Origin of the sequence: Empedobacter sp. UBA3239, assembly GCF_002362875.1 — a bacterium.
GTDB lineage: Bacteria > Bacteroidota > Bacteroidia > Flavobacteriales > Weeksellaceae > Empedobacter > Empedobacter falsenii_B.
Window position 1 is genome coordinate 75479 of the sequence record NZ_DEVJ01000012.1, and the last position, 20246, is coordinate 95724.

The 20246-nt window shown below is 32.4% G+C and carries 22 protein-coding genes and 1 other RNA gene; 8 read left to right on the forward strand and 15 right to left on the reverse strand.

The annotated features are described in order from the left end of the window. Positions 1 to 114: 114 nt before the first annotated feature. Together B4G36_RS01595 and rnpB are read left to right on the forward strand one after the other, a co-directional pair. Positions 115 to 2640, forward strand: a complete 2526-nt coding sequence (locus B4G36_RS01595; protein WP_291061461.1) for an ATP-dependent Clp protease ATP-binding subunit — start codon at positions 115 to 117, stop codon at positions 2638 to 2640. Positions 2641 to 2724: 84 nt separating this feature from the next. Further along, positions 2725 to 3034: RNase P RNA component class A (gene rnpB / locus B4G36_RS01600), an RNA gene on the forward strand. Here the strand turns inward: rnpB and B4G36_RS01605 are convergent. The 8 genes from B4G36_RS01605 to B4G36_RS01640 form a co-directional block, all read right to left on the reverse strand. Continuing rightward, the gene (locus B4G36_RS01605; protein ID WP_291061463.1) at positions 3035 to 3808 is read right to left on the reverse strand and encodes a LuxR C-terminal-related transcriptional regulator; all 774 of its coding nucleotides are present in this window, start codon (positions 3806 to 3808) and stop codon (positions 3035 to 3037) included. A 184-nt stretch (positions 3809 to 3992) separates the two neighbouring features. Then, positions 3993 to 4934: a transketolase family protein gene (locus B4G36_RS01610; protein ID WP_291061484.1), complete on the reverse strand. Its 942-nt coding sequence runs from the start codon at positions 4932 to 4934 to the stop codon at positions 3993 to 3995. Further along, the gene (locus B4G36_RS01615; RefSeq protein WP_291061465.1) at positions 4934 to 5638 is read right to left on the reverse strand and encodes a hypothetical protein; all 705 of its coding nucleotides are present in this window, start codon (positions 5636 to 5638) and stop codon (positions 4934 to 4936) included. The genes B4G36_RS01610 and B4G36_RS01615 overlap by 1 nt, the downstream gene beginning before the upstream one ends. Before the next feature lie 22 nt (positions 5639 to 5660). Next, positions 5661 to 7121, reverse strand: coding sequence for a hypothetical protein (locus B4G36_RS01620; protein ID WP_291061467.1), 1461 nt, complete (start codon positions 7119 to 7121; stop codon positions 5661 to 5663). Between the two features lie 24 nt (positions 7122 to 7145). Further along, entirely contained in the window at positions 7146 to 7991 is an 846-nt protein-coding gene (locus B4G36_RS01625) for a transketolase (RefSeq protein WP_125350518.1), read from the reverse strand. A gap of 308 nt (positions 7992 to 8299) precedes the next feature. Next, entirely contained in the window at positions 8300 to 8545 is a 246-nt protein-coding gene (locus B4G36_RS01630; RefSeq protein ID WP_125350517.1) for a hypothetical protein, read from the reverse strand. Between the two features lie 2 nt (positions 8546 to 8547). Next, complete coding sequence (gene proC / locus B4G36_RS01635; RefSeq protein WP_291061469.1) at positions 8548 to 9330, reverse strand: pyrroline-5-carboxylate reductase; 783 nt, start codon at positions 9328 to 9330, stop codon at positions 8548 to 8550. Between the two features lie 25 nt (positions 9331 to 9355). After that, positions 9356 to 10978 carry a sodium:solute symporter gene (locus B4G36_RS01640; protein ID WP_291061471.1) on the reverse strand — a complete coding sequence of 541 codons (1623 nt, stop codon included), beginning with the start codon at positions 10976 to 10978 and terminating at the stop codon, positions 9356 to 9358. A gap of 107 nt (positions 10979 to 11085) precedes the next feature. Between B4G36_RS01640 and recR the strand changes: the two genes are divergently transcribed. Continuing rightward, complete coding sequence (gene recR / locus B4G36_RS01645; RefSeq protein WP_180905071.1) at positions 11086 to 11700, forward strand: recombination mediator RecR; 615 nt, start codon at positions 11086 to 11088, stop codon at positions 11698 to 11700. Beyond that, complete coding sequence (locus tag B4G36_RS01650) at positions 11701 to 12771, forward strand: glycosyltransferase family 2 protein (protein ID WP_291061473.1); 1071 nt, start codon at positions 11701 to 11703, stop codon at positions 12769 to 12771. A 19-nt stretch (positions 12772 to 12790) separates the two neighbouring features. Here the strand turns inward: B4G36_RS01650 and B4G36_RS01655 are convergent, their stop codons facing one another. From B4G36_RS01655 to rsfS, 6 genes are all read right to left on the reverse strand, one after another. Continuing rightward, complete coding sequence (locus B4G36_RS01655; RefSeq protein ID WP_280062888.1) at positions 12791 to 13054, reverse strand: hypothetical protein; 264 nt, start codon at positions 13052 to 13054, stop codon at positions 12791 to 12793. Between the two features lie 83 nt (positions 13055 to 13137). After that, positions 13138 to 13788 carry a phosphatidylserine decarboxylase family protein gene (locus B4G36_RS01660; RefSeq protein WP_291061475.1) on the reverse strand — a complete coding sequence of 217 codons (651 nt, stop codon included), beginning with the start codon at positions 13786 to 13788 and terminating at the stop codon, positions 13138 to 13140. Next, positions 13785 to 14633 (reverse strand): phosphatidate cytidylyltransferase, encoded by an 849-nt coding sequence (locus tag B4G36_RS01665; RefSeq protein ID WP_291047112.1) that lies wholly within the window; start codon positions 14631 to 14633, stop codon positions 13785 to 13787. Before B4G36_RS01665 ends, B4G36_RS01660 begins: the two co-directional genes overlap by 4 nt. Positions 14634 to 14635: 2 nt before the next feature. Further along, positions 14636 to 15241 carry a hypothetical protein gene (locus B4G36_RS01670; RefSeq protein ID WP_291052108.1) on the reverse strand — a complete coding sequence of 202 codons (606 nt, stop codon included), beginning with the start codon at positions 15239 to 15241 and terminating at the stop codon, positions 14636 to 14638. A gap of 130 nt (positions 15242 to 15371) precedes the next feature. After that, positions 15372 to 17384, reverse strand: a complete 2013-nt coding sequence (gene ftsH / locus B4G36_RS01675; RefSeq protein ID WP_221854183.1) for an ATP-dependent zinc metalloprotease FtsH — start codon at positions 17382 to 17384, stop codon at positions 15372 to 15374. A gap of 23 nt (positions 17385 to 17407) precedes the next feature. Next, the gene (rsfS, locus tag B4G36_RS01680) at positions 17408 to 17776 is read right to left on the reverse strand and encodes a ribosome silencing factor (protein WP_038331822.1); all 369 of its coding nucleotides are present in this window, start codon (positions 17774 to 17776) and stop codon (positions 17408 to 17410) included. Between the two features lie 93 nt (positions 17777 to 17869). Here rsfS and B4G36_RS01685 point away from each other — a divergent pair, with 93 nt between their 5' ends. From B4G36_RS01685 to B4G36_RS01700, 4 genes are read left to right on the forward strand one after another with little or no spacing between them, the layout of a single operon-like run. Continuing rightward, on the forward strand, positions 17870 to 18583 hold the full coding sequence (locus B4G36_RS01685) for a biotin--[acetyl-CoA-carboxylase] ligase (RefSeq protein ID WP_291061477.1): 714 nt from the start codon (positions 17870 to 17872) through the stop codon (positions 18581 to 18583). 31 nt (positions 18584 to 18614) lie between these two features. Continuing rightward, positions 18615 to 19130: an isopentenyl-diphosphate Delta-isomerase gene (gene idi / locus B4G36_RS01690; protein WP_291061479.1), complete on the forward strand. Its 516-nt coding sequence runs from the start codon at positions 18615 to 18617 to the stop codon at positions 19128 to 19130. A gap of 12 nt (positions 19131 to 19142) precedes the next feature. After that, entirely contained in the window at positions 19143 to 19553 is a 411-nt protein-coding gene (locus B4G36_RS01695) for a 6-pyruvoyl trahydropterin synthase family protein (RefSeq protein WP_291061481.1), read from the forward strand. Further along, positions 19550 to 20002 (forward strand): peroxiredoxin, encoded by a 453-nt coding sequence (locus tag B4G36_RS01700; RefSeq protein ID WP_219033681.1) that lies wholly within the window; start codon positions 19550 to 19552, stop codon positions 20000 to 20002. The genes B4G36_RS01695 and B4G36_RS01700 overlap by 4 nt, the downstream gene beginning before the upstream one ends. Here B4G36_RS01700 and B4G36_RS01705 read toward each other — a convergent pair. Further along, entirely contained in the window at positions 19999 to 20181 is a 183-nt protein-coding gene (locus B4G36_RS01705; protein WP_221854185.1) for a hypothetical protein, read from the reverse strand. The two genes, B4G36_RS01700 and B4G36_RS01705, sit on opposite strands and share 4 nt — an antisense overlap. Between the last annotated feature and the right edge of the window lie 65 nt (positions 20182 to 20246).

The window sequence follows — 20246 nt, forward strand, 5'->3', positions numbered from 1 at the left end:
ATAGACAATAATTCGTTATTTTAAGGAATCATCAAATCATTTTGGACATAGGCATAATTTATGCTATAGTCTATCAGAATAATTATATTTGTTAAAGACAGCTTAAATAATAAAATGAACGATAATTTCTCACAACAAGTAAAAGACGTTATTTCTTACAGTAAGGAAGAAGCGTTAAGATTAGGCCACGACCAAATAGGAACGGAACACCTTCTGTTGGGGATTATTCGCGACGGTGAAGGGAAAGCCATTTCTGTCTTAGAAGCATTGAATGTCGATTTAGACGAAATGCGTCAAAAAATAGAAAACCTAAACCCAGCAAAAGAAACTCCAGGTAATAATATAAAAAATTTGAGTTTGACAAAACAAGCTGAAAGAGCGTTGAAAACAACGTTCTTAGAGGCTAAATTGTTTAAAAGTCCGACGGTAAATACAATTCACTTATTATTGTGTATTCTTCGTAATGAAAACGATCCGATTACAAAATTGATGAATAAGTTGGATATTGATTACAATACAGTAAAGGAAGAATTCAAATTTCAATTTCAAGATGAGGAAATTCAATCTCCTCGAGCAGAAAATCCATCTTTTGATGGAGGTGATTCTGATAACGATTTTGAGCGTGCGTCTACAAGCAAATCTACTTCAAAAAGTAAAACACCAGTTTTAGATAATTTTGGACGAGATTTAACAGCGATTGCGCAAGAAGGAAAATTAGATCCTGTAGTTGGACGTGAAAAAGAAATAGAGCGTGTTTCTCAAATTCTTTCTCGTCGTAAAAAGAATAATCCATTGTTGATTGGAGAGCCAGGGGTTGGTAAATCTGCAATTGCAGAAGGTTTAGCTTTAAGAATTGTACAACGTAAAGTTTCGCGCGTATTGTTTAACAAACGTGTGGTAACATTAGATTTAGCATCGTTAGTTGCTGGAACTAAATACCGTGGACAATTTGAAGAGCGTATGAAAGCTATTATGAATGAATTAGAGAAAAATGACGACATTATTCTTTTCATTGATGAGTTACATACAATTGTTGGAGCAGGAGGAGCTACAGGTTCTTTAGATGCTTCTAACATGTTCAAACCTGCTTTGGCGCGTGGTGAATTACAATGTATTGGTGCAACAACGTTGGATGAGTATCGTCAATATATTGAAAAAGATGGCGCATTAGTTCGTCGTTTTCAAAATGTGATGGTTGAGCCAACAACTCCAGAAGAAACATTACAGATTTTACATAACATCAAAGATAAGTACGAAGCGCATCACAATGTAAATTATACAGACGAAGCGTTACAAGCTTGTGTTAATTTGACAACACGTTATATTACAGATCGTTTCTTGCCAGATAAAGCGATTGACGCTTTAGATGAAGCTGGTTCTCGTGTGCATATCAAGAATATAAAAGTTCCACAAGAAATTTTAGACCTTGAAGTAAAATTAGAAGAAGTTCGTGAAGAGAAAACTAAAGTTGTAAAATCTCAAAAATACGAAGAAGCTGCTCGTTTACGTGATTCAGAGAAACAAATAGAAAGTGATTTGAAACGTGAGCAAGCAAAATGGGTACAAGAATCGAAAGAGAATCGTGAAACGGTTACAGAAGAAAATGTAGCGGAAGTTGTTTCGTTGATGTCTGGCGTTCCTGTGCATCGTGTAGCTGAAAAAGAATTGAAAAAATTAGCTCAGATGAATGAGTTAATGAAAGGAAAAGTAATTGGTCAAGATGAAGCGGTAGCGAAAGTTGTGAAAGCAATTCAACGTAATCGTGCAGGTTTGAAAGATCCAAATAAACCAATTGGTTCATTCATTTTCTTAGGAACTACGGGGGTTGGTAAAACACAATTAGCGAAAGTTTTGGCGAAAGAAATCTTTGATTCTAACGATGCATTAATTCGTATCGATATGTCAGAATACATGGAGAAATTTGCCGTTTCTCGCTTGGTTGGAGCACCTCCGGGCTACGTTGGTTACGAAGAAGGTGGACAATTGACAGAAGCAGTTCGTCGTAAACCATATGCGGTAATTTTGTTAGATGAGATTGAGAAAGCGCATCCAGATGTATTCAATATTTTATTACAAATTTTGGATGATGGTCATGTAACTGATAGTTTAGGTCGTAAAGTTGATTTCCGTAATACTATTATCATTTTAACGTCTAACATTGGTACAAGACAATTGAAAGAGTTTGGAGATGGTGTCGGATTTGGAACTTCATCTAAGAAAGATTCTGCCGATGAACGCGCAAAATCAACAATTGAAACAGCTTTAAAACGTGCTTTCGCGCCAGAATTTTTGAATCGTATTGATGATATTATCTTCTTTAATTCATTAACAAAAGGAGATATCATGAAAATTATCGATATTGAATTGGCAAGTTTAATCGAGCGTTTGACAGCTTTGAATTATCATATTGAATTAACTGAGGAAGCGAAGAATTTTATCGCTGACAAAGGATTTGATAAAGATTATGGAGCTCGTCCGTTGAAACGTGCTATTCAGAAATACATCGAAGATCCGATGGCGGAAGAAATCATCAACGCTGTAATTAGTGAAGGAGATGAATTAATCCTTGACTTAAATGAAGCAAAAGATGACGTTAAAATTTCTGTAAAAGGAAAAACGAAAGAAGAAAAATCAGAATAATTTCTAAGTTTCTATAATAGAAAGGCTTGAACACTTTTTGTTCAAGCCTTTTTTATTTCGGTAACTTTTGCCGTACATTTGTGCTCAGCAAGCCACTTTGTCGCTTCATGTACGTGAAGAGGAAAGTCCGGGCTCCAAAGAGTAAGCATAGCGGGTAACGCCCGTCCGTCGAGAGGCGAGGACAAGTGCAACAGAAAGTATGTACAGTTCGGCTGTAGTGAAACCAGGTAAACTCTATGCGGAGCAATGCCATGTATACCAGCAGTTAAGAGCTACTCGTTCGTTGCTGGGGGGTAGGCAGATTGATGTTTTAGGTAACTAAAATACTAGATAAATGACAAAGCGTCTTAATTTATTAAGATGACAGAACCCGGCTTATCGGCTTGCTTTTTTTCTACTTTTTGAAGTAAAGACTAAATAATTCTGAAGTATTAGAACAATCATTTTTCTTCAAAATATTTCTACGATGTGTATCAATAGTATGTTTACTTAAGCCAATTGCATCAGCAATATCCTGACTTGTGTAGCCTTTGATCAGAAATTCTATAATCTCCGTTTCTTTTTTTGTAAGTTGTAAAGATGAATTTGTTTTTGAATTAAGAAGATTATTCAATCCATCTTTGATATAGTAAATATGCATAGTTGGTTTTCCTCCAACCTTTATTTGTGTGATGTCAGTCGCTAAACAAAAAACTCGATTTGGTAAAAAATTCTTACTTAATTCGTAAAAGAAATGTTGCAAATGAATTTGATGAATTTCACCTTTTTTATCAATCACTCGAAAATCATAAGTAAATTTATAATTCATTCTTTCTTCTGGAACAATTTCCATACTAAAATTTGCAATTCGTTGCTGAATATCGATTACATGCTGCAAATCATTAGGATGCACTATTTGAACACATAATTCAGCAGTGTATTCGTTAGGAAGATACCCCAAAATATCTTCGCATTGAGGAGAAACATACTCAAATGTAGCAGAATTAGGATTAATAAAATACATGAAATATTCACCAATAGCAAGACTTCCTAAAGTTTGTAAATAATCATTAATCGTTTGAAAACTCTCATCTTTTTCGTTAAAGATTCTACTATCAGTATTTTCACTCCACAATTTTTTTACAATACTAGCATTTTCAGTTATAGATTTTTGATTTGCCTTTTTCATATGCTTACAAGTAAAAGATTAATAAAAATACCATTAAATGAGTATTTTTTGAATTAGCAATATAAACTAATTTTGTAAAATATCTATAAGATTAAAGCAGTTTTGCTTTTTAACCAACCTATTTTATATTTAACCTATAAAAAAGGAGCTAAATTTTTAGCTCCTTTTTAATTTTATAATGGAATTAAAGTAAAGATTTTACTTTCTCGATTACAGCAGTAGAATCTATTCCATACTTTTTCATTAAATCTGAAGGTGTTCCAGATTCACCAAATTTATCATTCACCGCAACAAAAGCTTGTTTTGTTGGTAATTTTTGTGATAAAACTCTTGCAACAGATTCACCTAAACCACCTAAAATATTGTGTTCTTCAGCTGTTACAATTTTTCCTGTTTTCTTTACAGAGTTTAAGATAATTTCTTCATCCAATGGTTTGATTGTATGAATATTGATTACCTCACAAGAAATTCCTTCTTTTTCTAACTCAGCAGCAGCAACCAAAGATTCCCAAACTAAGTGACCCGTCGCAACAATTGTTATATCAGAACCTTCGTTCATTAATATACCTTTACCAATTTCAAATTTTTGGTCAGCTGGTGTGAAAACTGGAACAGCAGGACGTCCAAAACGTAAGTAAACAGGACCTTCGTATTCAGCTGCAGCAATTGTAGCCGCTTTAGTTTGATTGTAATCGCAAGGATTTATAACCACCATTCCTGGTAACATTTTCATCAAACCAATATCTTCTAATGTTTGGTGAGTTGCACCATCTTCTCCTAATGTTAAACCAGCGTGCGATGCAGCGATTTTTACATTTTTGTTAGAGTAAGCGATAGATTGACGAATTTGATCGTACACACGAGCTGTAGAAAACTCAGCGAAAGTTCCTGTGAAAGGAATTTTACCTCCAATTGTCAAACCTGCAGCAATTCCCATCATGTTTGCTTCTGCAATACCAATTTGGAAAAAACGCTCTGGATTTTCTTTGATAAATTGATCCATTTTTAATGAACCAATCAAGTCAGCACACAATGCAACAACGTTAGGATTTGTTCTTCCTAACTCTGTCAATCCGTCTCCGAATCCACTACGAGTATCTTTTTTTTCTGTGTATGTTAAGTCTATCATTGTTTTTGTTTTTTGTATTCGTTTTTGTATTTTTCTACTTCTGTTTTTTCATCAAATTGATAAATAAAATCATTTGGCGAAACATTAATTTCTTCTTCCTCTTCAGCGCTCTTTTTGATCCATTTTTCTAAGGTTTCAACATTTTCTAACACAATATTTTGTCCAACTCGATAAATCAAGCCTTTCAAATTTAGTTCAGAATTGATAAACGGAACGGTGTTGATGTTAGAATTTGTATCGATGCAAATTTCTGTACCATTGTCGTTGTCATTATCTTTTCTGAAAATGTTATACACTTCACATTGTTTATTTAGAATCGTTTCTTTTTGACCAGTTCTAATCGCAACATAACTATTTCCGATTGTGGAATTCCTTAAACTTGGATTATTAGTCCCTAAAAAAGAATTTCCTAATAAATCTTTTGTACCTTCGAAATCTATTTTAAAAACCTTCGGATTTTCTTCTTCGCTGTAAACAGAATACATATTGTCGTTTACTTTTAATGAAGCGAAGTTTCCCATCGGTGTTCGCGTAATCATCAAATACGCTTTGTAATCTTTGGTTGATAAAATGTCCAAAAAATCTGAATAGAAATCACTTTTGATACGATATTGAATAACGTTTTCGAATTTATACGATTGCATTTGAGCGAAAGTTAAACTTGTAAAAAGCGTTAATATAAAACTGATTGATTTTTTCATTATCGAATTGATTTGATAAGTATTAATCCAAAGAATTCAAGAAAGTAGTTAACTTATCTTTGTCTTCTTTTTTCAGTTTATCATATTTGTTATTGATTTCTAAAACACTTTTTCTTATTGCATCAATTGTTCCCGAAAGAGCAACACTTCCGCTTTGATAAATGTACATATCGCACACTTGTCCTGCGTAATTATAAACCAAATTTCCTAAATCTTTATCTGTAAAAGTCGGAATTTTAGCTTTCAAATTTTTGCAATGTTCTGGTGCAACTTTCATGAAATCTTGAATGTATGGATTGTCGATTGCCAAATCGATTTTGCTAATATCTGTCGTTTTGTAAGCAGATGTATAAGGGTCATAATATTCGGCTAGACTAACTTCTGTTGCAGCAACAGCAGAATCTACTGCTACAGCCGCTTCATCATAATCTGTTGAAACTTCTGTTAATTTAAACTTTTTAGCATCATCGAAATACGTTTTGAAAAGGTTATTTAATTCTTTTACTTCGCTTTTGTTTGCTAATTTATTCTTTTTGAATTGTTTTACCAATTGATTTGTAGAACCTTGCGCAGCTGCTAAAGCTTTAGAACGCTCGATATCAGGATTTCCATCATAATCGCTATCATTATAAATCAAACTATAATTTAATGAAGCAACAGTCCCAAAAAGACTATTTACGTTATCACTTTCTGATGTTTGATAATTGTAATAATTAATAATAGGATCCTCGTAACGATTGTCTGGTGAATAAACTTCCGCTGCATAAGCTGTATCTACAGACGACATCATGTTCTCGTATTCTTGTTTCTTTTTTGCCAATTCGTTGGTAAAACTTTCGATTTCTTTTTTCTCATCAAAAGTTACTTTTACGTTAGAATTTGCAATATTTTGAATTGTTAATCCATTAAAATCTCCTGCGTCATATCGTATCAAAAGTCCTTTCAGTTTTGTTTGAGGAAACATAATAGCAACGTTATTAATTGCATTTTTTTCATCAACACATAATGTAGAAGATTTTGTTTCGAAATCTGTTTTAGATGTTAATTCGTATTCATTACACTTGTATCCATTGATAGTTGTAGATGAATTTAGATTTTTAACTGAAATAAATTTCTCGAACAAATTATCCGAATAAGGTTTTAAATTATCATCCGACATGCCTTCATAATAATAAGGTGCTTTTATCGATAATTGATTTTCTAATGAATTGGCATAGACTTCGAAAAACTTGCTGTTGTTGATAAAGAAAGCATCTTTACTGAAGCTTCCTGAAGTGTAAGGACCTCCTTCCGAAGTTCCTAAAACAGCGTCTTTAGAAATATAGGTTACAAAAGATAAATCTTTTTGACCATCCAAATAAGTTTGATATTCTTCTGGTAAATTGATTTTATACGATACTTTTTTGTCAAAAGAATATGTTTTTTCCTGCCCAAAGGCTGTTAAAGAACAAAGCGTAAGTATAGAATAAAATAACGTTTTCATAGTATTTTGATTGTGTTGAAATTATTAATAATCTGTCAATTCAGTTTCAGGATTTTGCTCTAATGCAGAAGCTAATTGCTCGTCGTTAGGCGCTTTTCCGTGCCAAGAGTGGCTTCCCATCATATAATCAACTCCATTACCCATTTCTGTGTGCAATAAAATTGAAACTGGTTTTCCGTTTCCTGTTAATGTTTTAGCTTCTTCTAAAATAGCAATTACTTTTTCTAAGTTATTTCCATCTTTTTCTTCTAAAACAATCCATCCAAAAGCTTCTAATTTAGCTTTCAAATCTCCTAATGGTAAAACATGGTCTGTATCACCATCAATTTGACGACCATTGTAGTCAATCGTTGCAATTACATTATCTACTTTTTTACCAGCAGCATACATAAAAGCTTCCCAAACTTGACCTTCTTGTAATTCACCATCTCCATGTAATGTGTAAACTAATTTATCGTCGTTGTTTAATTTTTTTGCTTGCGCAGCACCTAAAGCAACTGATAAACCTTGTCCTAAAGAACCAGAAGCGATACGGATTCCAGGTAAACCTTCGTGTGTTGTTGGGTGACCTTGTAAACGAGAATCTAATTTTCTGAATGTAGCTAATTCGCTAACAGGGAAGAACCCTGAACGAGCCAATGTGCTGTAGAAAACTGGTGAAATGTGACCGTTTGATAAGAAGAATAAATCTTCTCCTTTTCCGTCCATAGAGAAGTCTGTAGAGTAAGTCATGATTTTACCGTATAATGCAGCAAAATATTCTGCACAACCTAATGATCCACCTGGGTGTCCACTATTTACGGCATGTACCATTCTCAAAATATCTCTCCTTGTTTGTTGTACTTGTGTTTGAAGTTCTTGAAGTGTCATTGTTTGTTTATAAAAATTTGAACAAAAATAATTCTTTTTTGTAGGGCAAAAAAATCGTAGAACATAAATCACTATAATTGGGGAGAATAATCGATAATAATAGCTAACCTACTTATGAGACTATAAAAACCAGCGCTGAAGTTTATAAAGAAGAAGCTTGAAGTTGGTCAACAAGAAGCTTGAAGTTAGTTAATAAGAAGGCAAGAGTTTTACAACGTTTATTTATCTTTTTGTAATCTTCTAATTGTAAAGGGTACAGAGAGATGTTTTTTAATAAAAAAGACGAAGCAAAACTTCGTCTTTTTTATTTATTCTTCTTCCACATGCCATTCGCCACGATGAGGTATCAAAGCGTCACGGACTTGTATCATTTCAGATTCTACCACCACCAAATAAGCAACTGCATATTCTGGTTCAACCTCTACAAATTCAGAAAATGTACTTTGTAACTTTTCTTTTTCAGCATATTGTTTCAAGTGAATTGCATGATGTTTTGCAGTTGGTATAGCATCGGGACCATAAAAATCCCAGATTAATTTTAATTTCTTTTCCATAATTATATTTTATCAAAAGAAGTTTTAATTCCTTTTATTAAAGCTGAACTAAATCCTTGATGTTCCATTTCATTTAATCCAGCAATCGTACAACCTTTTGGTGTTGTCACTTTATCAATTTCTTGTTCTGGATGCAAACCGTTTTCTATTAATAATTCAGCAGCTCCTTTTACAGTTTGTGTCACAATTTTTGTAGCAGTTTGTGTGTCAAATCCAATTTCTATTCCTCCTTGAATCATTGCTCTTATAAATCGTAAAACATAAGCAATTCCGCAAGCGCCAATTACAGTCGCTGCATTCATCAGCTCCTCATTTATAACAACTGTTTCTCCAATTGGATTGAAAATCGTTTTGATTTCATTTAAAATGTTTTTATCTTTCGAATTTCCACAAATACATGTAATCGATTCTTCCACAGAAGCAGCTGTATTAGGCATTGCGCGAAAAATTGACATTCCTTGCGTTAAAATGTTTTGATACGTTTGCAATGAAATTCCTGTTGCAACTGAAATTAATATTTTGTTGGTCGTAAAATCGTCTTTTAACTGCGTCAAAACTTCTTCCACTTTGTACGGTTTTACGCATAGCAGAATATAATCAGCTTCTTTTACAGCAAAATGATTATCATTTGTAATCGTTACACCAAGCTTTTTAAGATGTTCAATTTGATTCAAATTATTTCTTGTAGCGATAATTTGATTTGGATCGAATGCTTTATTCTTAATTAAACCCTCTGTTATAGAAATTCCTAAATTTCCAGCTCCAATAATGGCAATTTTTTTCATAGTTGTAGAGTGTTAGGTGTTCTGATTATGAATGAATAATTGTTTCTTTTTGACGATTAGAACTAACAAGCCACAATCCAATAAAAGTTAATAAACCATTTAGTATGATTAATTCTATACCAATCTTATAATAATGACCACTTTTAATGACTTCTTGAATTGTTAATGAATATTTTTCTAAATCTTTTGTAGGAATATACCAGATAAATTCTTTAACTCTTATGATAAATGGGACAATAGATAATATATAAGTCATTATTGGTGCTAAAATTGAAACAACTATAATTGAATATTTTTTGTAAATATTACGTTTGGTTAAAATTCCGAAAGCGAACAAACCTAATAGTGGTCCATACGTGTAACCAGCAACTTCCATCACAAGATATACAATAGATTTGTTGTTGATCGCTTTAAAAACCATGATTAAAATAAAAAAGACAACCGTAAAAACTAAGTGAACACGAATACGAATCTTTTTCTTTTCCTTTTCCGATTTTACTTTGTCTTCGTTGATGTTTAATAAATCGACACAATAAGAACTTGTTACCGCTGTTAATGCACCATCGGCAGAAGGGAATAGGGCAGAGATTAAACCGATAATAAAGATAATCGAAATAATCATAGGGAAATGTTCTCCTAAAAGAGAGAGTGCAGGGAACATATCATCACCCATAATATTTTGCCCACCTTGTTGCATAAAGAAACCATCGGCGGTGTAAAAACCACCTTCGCTCATCGCATATAAATACAGTAATCCACCTAAGAAAAGGAATGCTAAATTGACAATTAACAATGTTCCTGCAAAGGTTAACATGTTCTTTTTGGAGTTATGTAGATTGTCAACCGAAATATTTTTCTGCATCATTTCTTGGTCCAAACCAGTCATTGCAATCGTGATAAACATACCACCCAATATTGTTTTTAGGAAATAAGTTTTCGAATTTGGATCAAGATTAATGAAATGGGTATAGTTTTTGGCTTGCATCCTATCGTAAGCTTCACCAACAGATAAATTAAGATGCGAAAGGATAAACCAAATACAAGCAATCAAGCTAATGATCATAAATGATGTTTGCAAGGTGTCGGTTACGACAATTGTTTTTACTCCACCTTCGAACGTGTATAATAATATCATCAATAATAAGACAAATGTTGTTGCCCAAAATGGTACGCCTAAATTGTCTAATAAAAATATTTGTAACACATTTACAACTAAATATAAACGTGCTGTTGCGCCAATTCCACGAGAAATAATAAAGAAAACCGATCCCATTTTATGTGCTTCAACATTGAAACGTTTTCCTAAATAGGTGTAAATCGAGGTCAGATTCATTCGGTAATAGAGTGGAAGTAATACCCCCGCGACGATAAAATAACCAAGAAAAAATCCGATAACCATCATATAATACTCGAATCCTCCGTAAATATATTCGGAACCAGTTAATTTTCCGACCGTACCCGGAACCGAAATAAAAGTAACGCCACTAAGGCTTGTCCCAATCATTCCGAAAGCCACCAACCACCATTTACTTTTTTTGTTTCCGTTAAAAAAAGATTGATTGTCAGAATTTCGACTGGTGAAGTAAGAGATCACTAAAAGTCCTACAAAGTATACGATAACACAAAGTAGTAAAATTGTTGAGTTCATAATTTATTTAGTAAATAAGCCCAAATTTAATATTTTTGAGTGAATGATGATAGATTAATTTTCCGAAGATAAAATTGTAAATTTGTTGTCTATAATTTTTTGAACGAATGAATTACCCAAGCAAGGTTTTAGAGCGAGCTGTAGAAGAGATGTCAAATTTGCCAGGAATAGGAAAGAGAACAGCTTTGCGACTTGTTTTACATATGTTAAATCGTCCCAAATCTCAAACGACGGCTTTGTCCGAAGCGCTTTCTCATTTGGTAGATGATGTTAAATATTGTCAACATTGTCATACAATTTCTGATGATGAGGTTTGTGATATTTGCAACAATCCATTGAGAGAAGAAACTATAATTTGTGTCGTGGAAGATGTGCGTGATGTGATGGCGATTGAAAATACAGGACAATTTAAAGGACAATATCACGTTTTAGGAGGAAAGATTTCTCCAATGGAAGGTATTGGACCTGGTCAATTGAATATCCAAACGTTGGTTGATCGTGTTCAAAATGAAAATGTGAAGGAAATAATTTTTGCTTTAAGTTCGACAATGGAAGGAGATACAACTGTTTTCTATTTGTACCGACAATTAAAGAATGCCGAAATTATTTTTTCTACTATTGCGCGAGGTCTTGGTGTAGGAGATGAGTTAGAATATGCGGACGAAGCAACGCTAGTTCGTTCTATACAACATCGAATACCATATTCAGAAAATAAATTTTAGATGAAATTATCGATAATTATTGTTAGTTATAATGCGCCAAAACATTTAGAGCTTTGTCTTGATTCGTGTCAGGAAGCTTTAAAAAATGTAGATGGCGAAATAATTGTAATTGATAATGATTCATCGGAAATTGATTTTATATTCCTAAAAAAAACTTTTCCTACTGTAAATTTTTTACTTCAGAATGAAAATCTTGGTTTTGCAAAAGCGAATAATATTGGGGTTGAGAATGCTTTGGGAGAATATATTCTGATTCTTAATCCAGATACAATTATTCCAGAGAATTTATTCGAATCTTTGATTGAATTTCATCAGTCAAAAGAAAAAATAGGTTTTGTGGGATTACGAATGATAGATACAAACGGAAATTTTCATCCAGAATCAAAACGTAATATTCCGACAGCTAAAAATTCATTTTCTAAGTTGTATAGTCGATTTAATCATTCAAAAAAAAATAATTATTACAAATTAGAAGTTGATGAATTTGAAATTGCTCCTTGCGAAATTTTAGTTGGTGCTTTTATGTTCACCACGAAGAAAATCTATCAGGAAATTGGAGGATTTGATCCACGTTATTTTATGTATGGAGAAGATATAGATTTGTCTTTTAGTGCAGAATTGGCTGGTTATAAAAATTATTATAAAGGAGATATAACGGTTTTACATTACAAGGGAGAAAGTACGAAAAAAGATAAAAAATATTATAAACATTTTTTTGAAGCCATGATGATTTTCTTAGCAAAATATTATCAAAAAAATTGGTTGCATTATCAACTTTTACGTTCGGGAATTTTGATTAAATATTTAATTCAATTATTTAAATTTTCTTTACATTCACCTAATAATACTTCTAAAATAGAAGTAAAAGCAGAAAATTTATTTTGGATTGATAAGAAATCAGATTTCAAATCTTTATCAAATAATGAAATTGCAATTGATGCAAGTTTTTTTACTTATCAAGAGATATTATCAATCATTTCTGAAAACAACTCTTCTTCACGTTTATTTTATATTCGTCCTAAAAATAAAAATTATGTAATAGGCGATGATAAACTGATTATAAATCTATAAAAACAAAAAAAGCTGAATCTTAATGACCAGCTTTTACAGTATCTTTTTTCTCAACTTTCGGAGTTTCTGCCGTTTTTGTAGAATCTTTCACTTCTTCGTGTTTTTCTTCAACAGCTTCCTCATGTTTTCCGTGACCTTCGTGAGTAGCTTCAGATTTGTGGTGCATTTCTTCTGCAGTAGCTGGTTCGTGAACAACTGGAAGAACTCCGTGATTTACACTTGCTTTAGAGTTACAAGAAGTAGCGAATGCTGCAACAGCTACTAAAAGAATTAATTTTTTCATGTCTTACAAAATTTATTGTATGGGTATATTATTATAATTGTTTTGACAAAATTAGTTAAAAACATTGAGTTCAACTAACTGATTTATTTCAATTGTGCAATTTTCTGAATTCCACCTTTTGTTTTATCTCCAACCTTTACACTGATCTCTGTATCAAGTGGTAAAAAGATATCAACACGCGATCCGAACTTGATGAAGCCATATTCTTTACCCGCAACAGCATCGTCATTCTCTTTACTGTAACAAACAATTCTTCGTGCAACTGCACCTGCAATTTGTCTGAAAAGAACTTTTGTATGATCTGCATTCTCTACAACAACAGTTGTTCTTTCATTCAATTCTGATGATTTTGGATGAAATGCAACCAAAAACTTTCCTGGATGATATTTCGAATAAATCACTTTTCCATTCACAGGATAACGCGTTACATGTACGTTAAGAGGCGTCATGAAAATTGATAATTGAATACATTTTTGATTCAAAAATTCGCTTTCAAATACTTCTTCTAATACAACAACTTTTCCATCAACTGGTGCGATAACACAGTTTTCTGACGAATCTGATTCGCGAATAGGATTTCTGAAAAACCAAACGATAAATCCATAAAGTATCCATAATGGTAAGGCAAAGTAAAAACCATATACAGGAAAAAAGTAATGTAATACTCCTGTAGCGATTGCAAATAAAATTAAGCAACCTATCAAAATTGTTGTTCCTTCTCTGTGAAGTTTCATAAAGTATATACTAATAAATAATATAAATAAACAAATGGTACGACAAATATAAAACTATCTAATCGATCTAAAAAACCGCCATGTCCTGGAATAAGGTTAGAGCTGTCTTTTACATTGAAAAATCGTTTTAATTTAGATTCTGTCAAATCTCCCAATGGACCTAATGCTGCAACGATCAAACCAATAATCATCCAGTTTCCGTGCAAGTTCTCTCCAAAATATTTCTGAATTAAGAATCCAGCGATAATGGTGAAAATAATTCCTCCAAAAAAACCTTCCCACGTTTTTGCTCCCGAAATTTTAGGTGCTAATTTATGTTTTCCAATTAAGTTTCCTGTTAAATATGCAAATGTATCACTGCTCCAAAGTAATAAGAAAACGAAAAACACTTCGTAATGCATCACTTTTTCACCTAAATTATAATCAAAACTAGGTAAAGTTAATGCTAAGACAAATGGTGCGATAACGTATGTTAAACCTAAAGTAGCTTTTCCAAAATCGTTCAATAATTCATTGGTTGATTTGAAAATAATATAAATACTAAAAACAAATAAAACTGGAATGATGAAGTACAAACTTTTTAAATGAAAATAGTAATGATTTGAAGTTTCGAAAGCTTCTAAAAATTCTTTTCCATAATATCCAAAAACAACTAAGGCAGCTAAAAGTGCTCCTAATTGATAAAGTTTATTGGTAAGATTAGTGATTTTAAAAAACTCGTACAAACAAAAAAGTCCAAAAACCATCATCAAAACAATCAAACCTTTTGGATCTATCGTTGTCCCGAAAAATATAATAAGTGCGTAAATAAGTCCAGAGAAAGCTCTAATTGCTAAATTTTTCATAGCTAATCTTCAACCAATAACAAATAAATATTCTTCGCGTTGTCTACGTTGGGAAATTTGTGCATATTTTTTCCTCGAATCGAAGTTATTTTAGATGGAAGGTTATCTTTTTTTAATGTTCGTAATTTCTGTAATGCCACACTCACATTTTCCACTAATTGTGACGGGCGTGCATAGATAATAAAATTTGACGGAAAATCAGCAATATTTCTACCATAAGTTTGATGCGCCGATAACATAATACTTCCATCAAAAGCAATCAGAAATTCGCAACTAAGAAAACTAAGCGTATAACGAGAGTCGCATGGATTTTCGACAAAAGGAATATTGACTGAATTAAGAACCTGTTGTAAATTTGGATCAGGACAAATTAATTCGGTTACATTTTCGTAATTGACAATCTCTTTAAGGTTTTTAGAAGCCTCCTCTATATTATCACAAAATAAAAAATGTCCACCACCTACATTAAAATTTGTAGCAAATACTTCATCTATAGAAATTTTTTGGTCAGCATAATTTGGATGAAATAAATCAATGTGATTATCATCTGAATTCTCTGCTGATTTTTCAGTAGCTTTTTTAAGTAGGTTTTTAATTGCTTTCCACATGAAAACTCATGATTTTATATGAAATTAATCAATTACAGCCTAAAGGTAATAAATTTTAACAATATAATAAGAAGTAAAAAAAAAATCGTCCTATTTGGACGATTTTTTCTATTATTTTGAATGAATTTGATTAAATATCATTTCCAGATTCTGGTTGAACAACTTGTTCTGAATCAGCTTCTATAGCCTCTTCTTGTTTTTCTTCGATTTGATCTAATTCGTTTACAAATTTTCTTGGTCCGAAAATTTCTTCCAAATCTTCTCTAAAGATCACCTCTTTCTCAATTAATTTTTGAGCTAAAACATCTAATTGATCGCGATGTTCACGTAAAATATCTTTTGCTCTATCATATTGAGCTTCGATCATTGTTTTTACCTCTTTATCAATTACCTGAGCAGTTTGTTCTGAATAAGGCTTGCTGAAACCATACTCATTTTGTCCAGATGAATCGTAATAAGAAACATTACCAACTTCTTTGTTCAATCCGTAAATACTAACCATTGCAGAAGCTTGTTTTGTAACTTTTTCCAAATCACTTAATGCACCAGTAGAAATATTATTGAAAACAACTTCCTCAGCAGCACGACCACCCATTGTCATACACATTTCGTCTAACAATTGTTCTGTCGTTGTAATTTGTCTTTCTTCTGGCAAATACCAAGCGGCACCTAACGAACGTCCACGAGGAACTATAGTTACTTTAACCAATGGAGCAGCGTGTTCTGTTAACCAACCAATTGTAGCGTGACCAGCTTCGTGATAAGCGATACGTTTTTTCTCAGAAGGTTTAATCACTTTACTTTTCTTCTCTAATCCACCAATAATACGGTCAACAGCGTCTAAAAAGTCTTGTTTTTCTACGACGTCTTTGTTTTTACGAGCAGCAACTAAAGCTGCTTCGTTACAAACATTGAATATATCTGCACCAGAGAAACCTGGAGTTTGTTTTGCTAAAAATTCGATTTCAACATCTTCACCTAATTTTAATGGACGTAAGTGAACGGCGAAGATTTCTTTACGTTCGTTTAATTCAGGTAAATCAACATGAATAATACGGTCAAAACGACCTGGACGCATCAATGCTTTATCCAATACATCAGCACGGTTCGTTGCAGCAATCACAATTACGTTAGATTCTGTTCCGAAACCATCCATTTCTGTTAATAATTGGTTTAATGTATTTTCGCGTTCATCATTAGAACCTGTAAAGTTTGATTTTCCACGTGCGCGACCAATGGCATCAATCTCATCAATAAAGATAATTGAAGGAGATTTTTCCTTTGCATTTTTGAATAAGTCACGTACACGAGATGCACCAACCCCCACAAACATTTCTACGAAATCTGATCCTGATAACGAGAAGAAAGGAACTTTTGCTTCTCCAGCAACAGCTTTTGCTAATAAGGTTTTACCTGTACCTGGAGGTCCTACTAATAAAGCTCCTTTTGGGATACGTCCACCTAATTTTGTAAATTTTTCTGGATGTTTCAAGAATTCAACGATTTCTTCGATTTCTTCTTTTGCACCTTCTAAACCTGCAACATCTTTGAAAGTTGTTTTGATATGATCATCACCTTCAAATAATTTCGCTTTTGATTTTCCGACAGAGAAAATTCCTCCGCCACCTCCAGCAGATCCGCCTCCGCCCATTCGTCTAAATAGTAAGAAGTAGATTAATCCGAAGAAAATTAATGAAATGAAAAGATTCATAAACAAACTTCCAAAACCATTTGAAATTTGTGTGTTAAGAACGGCAGTTTTATTCGGACTCTTTTCTACGTTAGCATAAAAGTCTTTTTCAAAATTTCCTGCATCAGCAACATTGAAAATAAAGTTTGGAGCGCCTGTAGCAAAAGGATTTAAAGTTTCGTTTGATTTTTTAAACTTTTTAAATTCTTCAGTATTCAGAGCTGCGTCCGTTAAATATACACTTACACGTCCTGATTCTTTTTCTAGATTCGCTTCTTTTACGTAACCTTTTTCTACATAAGAAAGGAAAGTCGTACGGTCTATATTTTTAGTAGTTCCGCCGGCACCTCCAATGTTATCAGAAAATAATAGAAATGCAATCAGTAATAATCCAATAATGGCATATATCCATGTAGGATTAAACCCCGAAGGTTTAAAATTATTTTTTTTCAATTTTTTTTTGGTTTCAGTTATGATTAATATTCCATTTCGATACGCGTCTCTACAGCATCACCCCAAAGACTTTCGATATCGTAATATTCTCTGTATTCTTTTTGGAAAATATGGACAATAACATTTGTGTAGTCCAACAAAACCCATTGATTGTTTTGTGTTCCTTCTACATGAAAAGGTCTTTCTGACATTTCTGTTTTTACAGTTCTTTCAATCGAACCTGCTAAAGCACTAACTTGTGTATTCGAGTTTCCGGTACAAATAACGAAGTATTGACAAAATGCATTTTCAATTTCGCGTAAATCTAGAATTGTAATTTCTTCTCCTTTAACATTTGTAATTCCGTCAACAATGCTATCTAGCAAGTCTTTTGTATATTGAGTATCTATCATCTTTTATTTTGTAATTCGCAAATTTAGTGAATCCTTATTAAAGTTTAAACTTTTTAAAATAACTTTAACCACTCTATAAAAATAGTAAAAAAAATGTATTTAATTAGTTTTGATTCTTTGCCTAATACGAATGAATTCTTGGTGGATTTGTCCAAAAAAGATGCCAATAGTTGGACTGTCATACATGCTAAAAATCAAACAAAAGGAAAAGGTTACGCAGGAAATGAGTGGAAAGTTGTCGCTGGAGAAAATTTAACCTTTAGTTTTTTGCTGAAAACGGATTATAGTTTTCAAGAATTAATTTATTTTAACGAATGGATTTCGAATGTTATTTGTCTATTTTTAAAACAATTTCATCCAAAATCTAACGTAAAATGGCCAAATGATATCATTTTAAATGATAAAAAGGTTTGTGGAATATTAATCGAAAATCATCGTTCCAATGGAATTATGAATTCTGTAATTGGAATAGGAATTAATGTCAATCAAGCTGATTTTAATCACTTACCAAAAGCAACATCTATTCGAAAAGTAACTGACAAAGAATATGACATCGAGGAAATTTTGGCAGATTTAATACATTATTTCGAAAATGAATATTCAATTTTAGAACAGAAAAATTTTGAACAAATTCATCAAACTTATTTAGATAATCTGTTTAGAAAAGATGAAATTTCGCATTTTAGATTAGATGGGATAGAAGTGGACGGAATTATTAGAGATGTAAATGAAGCGGGAAATTTACTGATAGAAATCAATCAAGAATTGAGAGAATTTAAGCACAAAGAAATCGAACTTTTTTTTTAATCCTATAGAAAAGGTTATTTTTGTTTATTTAATGGAAGAATTTGTAGTTTTAGTTGATCAGGACGATCAAAAATTAGGATTGATGGAGAAGCAACAGGCTCATGTAGCTGGTTTGTTGCATCGTGCATTTTCTGTTTTTGTATTCAATTCCAAAGGAGAATTAATGATTCAGCAACGAGCTGCGAGCAAATACCATTCGCCAACGTTGTGGACGAATACATGTTGTAGTCATCCGCGCGATAACGAAACCTACGAACAAGCGGCACACAGGCGTTTGGAAGAGGAAATGGGATTTGATTGCGAATTAGAATATAAATTTAATTTCATTTACAAAGCGCAATTAGAAAATGATTTGATCGAGCATGAATTAGACCATGTTTTTATCGGAACATTTGATGATGAACCAAAACTAAATCCTGATGAAGTGATGGCCTATCGTTGGGTAGAATTGGATGATTTGAAAAAAGATATGAAAAAAAATCCTCAGAATTATACAGCTTGGTTCAAAATAATTTTTGAACATTACGTTTCGTATATCGAAGAATAAAAATTTATACAGATGAAGGTTACTGTCAACAGAAAAGCACATTTTAATGCTGCGCATCGATTGTTTAACAAGAATTGGAGCAACGAACAAAATTTTGAAGTTTTCGGAAAATGTTCTTATCCAAACTATCACGGGCATAATTACGAAATTATTGTGGCGGTGAAAGGCGAAGTTGATCCAGAAACTGGTTTTGTGATGAATTTGGACGAATTACGAAAAATTATTGCGATTGAAGTTGAAGATTATTTGGATCATAAAAATCTGAATGTTGATATTGAAGAATTTAAAACTATCAATCCAACTGCCGAAAATATTGTGATTTTGATTTGGAATAAAATTAGAGCAAAATTAGCGACTGATTTAGAATTGAAAGTAACCTTATACGAAACTCCACGTAATTTTGTAGAATACTCAGGCGAATGAAATTAGGCGATCACATTCCAACTTTTTCGTTGGAGGATAACAAAGGAAATTGGTTTAATTCGGACGAATTTTTATACAAAAAATATTTTGTTTTATTCTTTTATCCGATGGATTTTACGCCAATGTGTACAAAAGAAGTATGTCAATTTCGTGATGTAAATGCAGATTTCAATGCTTTAGATGCTGTGATTGTCGGAATAAATGGACAATCAACTTCTTCTCACGAGAAGTTTTATACAAAACATCAATTAAACTTTCCGTTGCTTTCTGATAAAGGAGCAAAGTTATCGAAGTTGTTGGGAATCAAAAAGAAATTTGGCTTAATCACACCGCGAGAAACTTTTGTATTCAATAAACAAGGAAAATTAATTAAACACATTGTTTCAAATGTAGCCGAAACGCACATTGAAGAAGCAATGCAAGCAATAAAAAAAGACCAAGGAAATTAGTTTTCTTGGTCTTTTTGTTTGTATAATAATTTTCTTATGACAACTCGATAAATAAAAAAGATAACCGTTCCAATTGCCGAATAAACCAACATTGTTTGCACATCGCTTTTATCGAACAAATATTTTAGTCCAAATAACACGAAAAAGAAAATGATACTATAAATGATATTTTGTTTCATGTGGTAAAAGTAGGAATTAATTTATTTGTTATAAAGATTCTATGAATCTTTCTGATTTCTATGAC